Origin of the sequence: Parafrankia colletiae (genome assembly GCF_001854655.1) — a bacterium.
GTDB lineage: Bacteria > Actinomycetota > Actinomycetes > Frankiales > Frankiaceae > Parafrankia > Parafrankia colletiae.
On sequence record NZ_MBLM01000075.1, the window covers coordinates 1 to 2891 of the forward strand.

At 65.5% G+C, this 2891-nt stretch carries 3 protein-coding genes; all 3 read left to right on the forward strand.

Going from position 1 to position 2891, the window contains the following annotated elements; genetic code table 11:
• Positions 1-295, forward strand: a 295-nt coding sequence (locus tag CC117_RS09235) for a transposase (protein WP_157905382.1), incomplete at its 5' end; no start/stop codon positions are given.
• Positions 296-526: 231 nt separating this feature from the next.
• The gene (locus CC117_RS34445) at positions 527-1210 is read left to right on the forward strand and encodes a histidine phosphatase family protein (protein WP_084131800.1); all 684 of its coding nucleotides are present in this window, start codon (positions 527-529) and stop codon (positions 1208-1210) included.
• Between the two features lie 297 nt (positions 1211-1507).
• Complete coding sequence (locus CC117_RS09245) at positions 1508-2770, forward strand: IS110 family RNA-guided transposase (RefSeq protein ID WP_198541781.1); 1263 nt, start codon at positions 1508-1510, stop codon at positions 2768-2770.
• Positions 2771-2891: the final 121 nt, after the last annotated feature.

The following is a 2891-nucleotide window of genomic DNA, read 5'->3' on the forward strand; positions in this document are numbered from 1 at the left end:
ATCCAAGACCTGGGTCGACAAAGGTTTCAAGAACACCGTGGTCGAGCACGGCGCCGCCCTCGGCATCGACGTCGAGGTCGTTCCCAGAAAAACCGGGACCCGCGGCTTCCACGTCATCAAACGACGCTGGGTCATCGAACGCAGCCTGGGCTGGCTCATGCTGCACCGCCGCCTGGCCCGTGACTACGAGACCCTCCCCGCCAGCTCCGAAGCAATGATCCACATCGCCATGATCGACAACACGGCCAAGCGCATAACGGGCGAGACCACACCCACCTGGCGAGACCCCCGATAGAACATAAGCGGCAATCAAGACAAATCAAACATCCACTCAGGGACACACCATGACCATCCAACCTGCCACACAGGCCTCATCCAGCAGGCAACCACGCAGGTCACTGTCCAAATCTGGGTTCTGGAGCCCCACAGGCTGATCGACGCGGCAGGGCTCGCGCGGCCCCACTACTAAAGTCCCCCACCCCCTCTCCTACAGGGTCTCCTTCATCTCGARAGAAGGTTTTCTATCATGGGTGAGCTCGTCCTGGTCCGCCACGGCGAAACCGAGTGGGCCCTCTCGCGTCAGCACACCAGTTATACGGATCTGGCGCTCACCGCGCGCGGTGAAACACAGGCCCGCGCCGTCGCGCCACTGCTCCTCAAGCGCCACATCGCGCTCGCCCTGACCAGCCCCCTCCAGCGCGCAGCCCGCACCGCCGAACTCGCCGGCCTCACCGACATACAGATAGACCACGACCTGCATGAGTGGGACTACGGCAGCTATGAGGGCATCACCACCGCCGACATCCACCGCACCCGGCCCGACTGGAATCTATGGACGGACGGAGTTCCTCCGGGGCCGGACGCCCACCCGGGGGAAAGCCCGCAGCAGGTCGCGGTCCGCGCGGACCGCGTCCTGTCCAGGATCGCACCGGCCCTCCAGGATCCGAATGCGGGAGATGTGATTCTCGTGGCCCACGGCCATTTCCTGCGCGTACTTACCGCCCGCCGATTGGGCCTACCCCCTGCCGCGGGGGCTCTTTTCGCCCTCGACACAGGAACCGTCAGCTGTCTCGGCACTGAACACGGCCGCCCCGTAATCACGGCCTGGAACGCCACGACAGCCGCCTCATCTACCACCGAAGCCACCACACGAAGTACCTTTCACCCGATAGCGCAATTTCCTTCCGAGGAATCAATAACGCCTGGTTAAGAAGTTCAGCCAGTTGCCTATTTCAACACACCAACAGAAGGACCCTTCTCTCTTTACAGGTGGGGTAGATCGCTGCGCTGATCATCACGGGTACGGGAAAATGATCGCGGGTGTCCCGGTCAGCCGATGGGCCTGCGATGCCGGTGAGCTCGTTTTACAGGATGGCGATGGGGGCCGACCAGGGGATCACGGGTTGTGCCAGAGCGGTCTGTTGCTCGGAGCACGCGTGTCAGATTCCACCTCTTCCTCTGGCTCCTCCGGGACACCCGCCGAGTCCAAACGGGAGGGGCGCAGCCTGTGACCAGGCAGAACGTGACCGACGAGGTCATCCATCTACGGTCTGCGGGCGTGGATCTCGGGAAGCGGTTCCTGGTGGCCTGCACCCGAACGCCGAGCCCGCAACGGGCCGGCAGCTGGCTGTTGGAGACCGAACGGTTCGGCACGACCACCGCCGAGGTCCGGCGTCTGTGTGTCTGGCTGCTGGAACGCCAGGTGGAGGTCGTGGTCCTGGAAGCGACGTCGGACTACTGGCGGACGGTCTACTACACGCTGCAGCCGCACCTGAAGCTGATGCTGGTCAACCCCGCTCACCTGAAGGGGATCCGGGGTCGCAAGACCGATCCCAGTGACGCGGCGTTCCTGGCCCGGGCCGGCGGGTCGGGGATGGTCATGGCGTCCTTCGTCCCGGGGCGGAAGATCCGGGAGCTGCGCGACCTGACTCGGCGGCGCACCGAGCTGGCGCGCGCCGCGGGCTGGGAAGCACAGCGGCTGGAGAAGGAGCTCGAGGACACCGGCATGAAGCTCGCCGCGGTCCTCACCAATGTGGTCGGCGCGACCGGCCGGAAGATCCTGGAAGCCCTCGTCGCAGGTGAACGCGATCCCCATCTGCTGGCCGACTTCGCCATCGGTCGGGCCCGTGCCAAGATCCCGGCGCTCGTCGAGGCGCTGGACGGCGAGTTCACCGACCACCATGCGTTCATGGTCCGGCACTACCTCGACGAGATCGACCGCTGGAAGCAGGTCATCGCGTCCTTCGACGAGCGGATCGCGGCCATGCTCGCCGACCACCAGCCCGACCTGGACCTCCTCGACACGATCCCGGGTATCGGCCGCCTGGCAGCCGAGATCATCATCGCCGAGACCGGAGGCGACATGGCCCAGTTCCCCAGCGCCCACCACCTCGCCTCCTGGATCGGAGTCTGCCCGGGCCAGAACGAGTCCGCCGGAGTGAACAGGTCCGGCCACATCCGGCCCGGCAACCGCAACCTGAAACGCCTGCTCGGGATCACCGCGATGGTAGCGATCAAGAACAGGGACTCCTACCTGGGAGTCTTCTACCGCCGCCTCGCCGCCCGCCGCGGCGGCAGACGCGCCCAGGTCGCCGTCATGCACAAGCTCACGATCGCGATCTGGCACGTCCTGCACGACAGGGTTCCCTACCGCGACCTGGGCGCCGACCACTTCGCCAAACGAGATCCCGAACGCGCCATGCGCCGCATGATCAAACAAGCGAACAGCCTCGGCCTCACCATCCGCTTCGAACCGATCGGGGTCACCTGAGGCGCACCGGTCACCTTATTTTCGTGTCAGGAACTGGGGCCGCTGCGCTGGGCCGCCGTGGTGGCGGGAAAATCGGGGCCGCGGCCGTCCGGGACGCCGGTGCAACTGTGATGCCACCCGA

Excerpts from the sequence above, each read along its gene's own strand:
- CC117_RS34445 (WP_084131800.1), top strand. The coding sequence starts at position 527 with ATGGGTGAGCTCGTCCTGGTCCGCCACGGCGAAACCGAGTGGGCCCTC.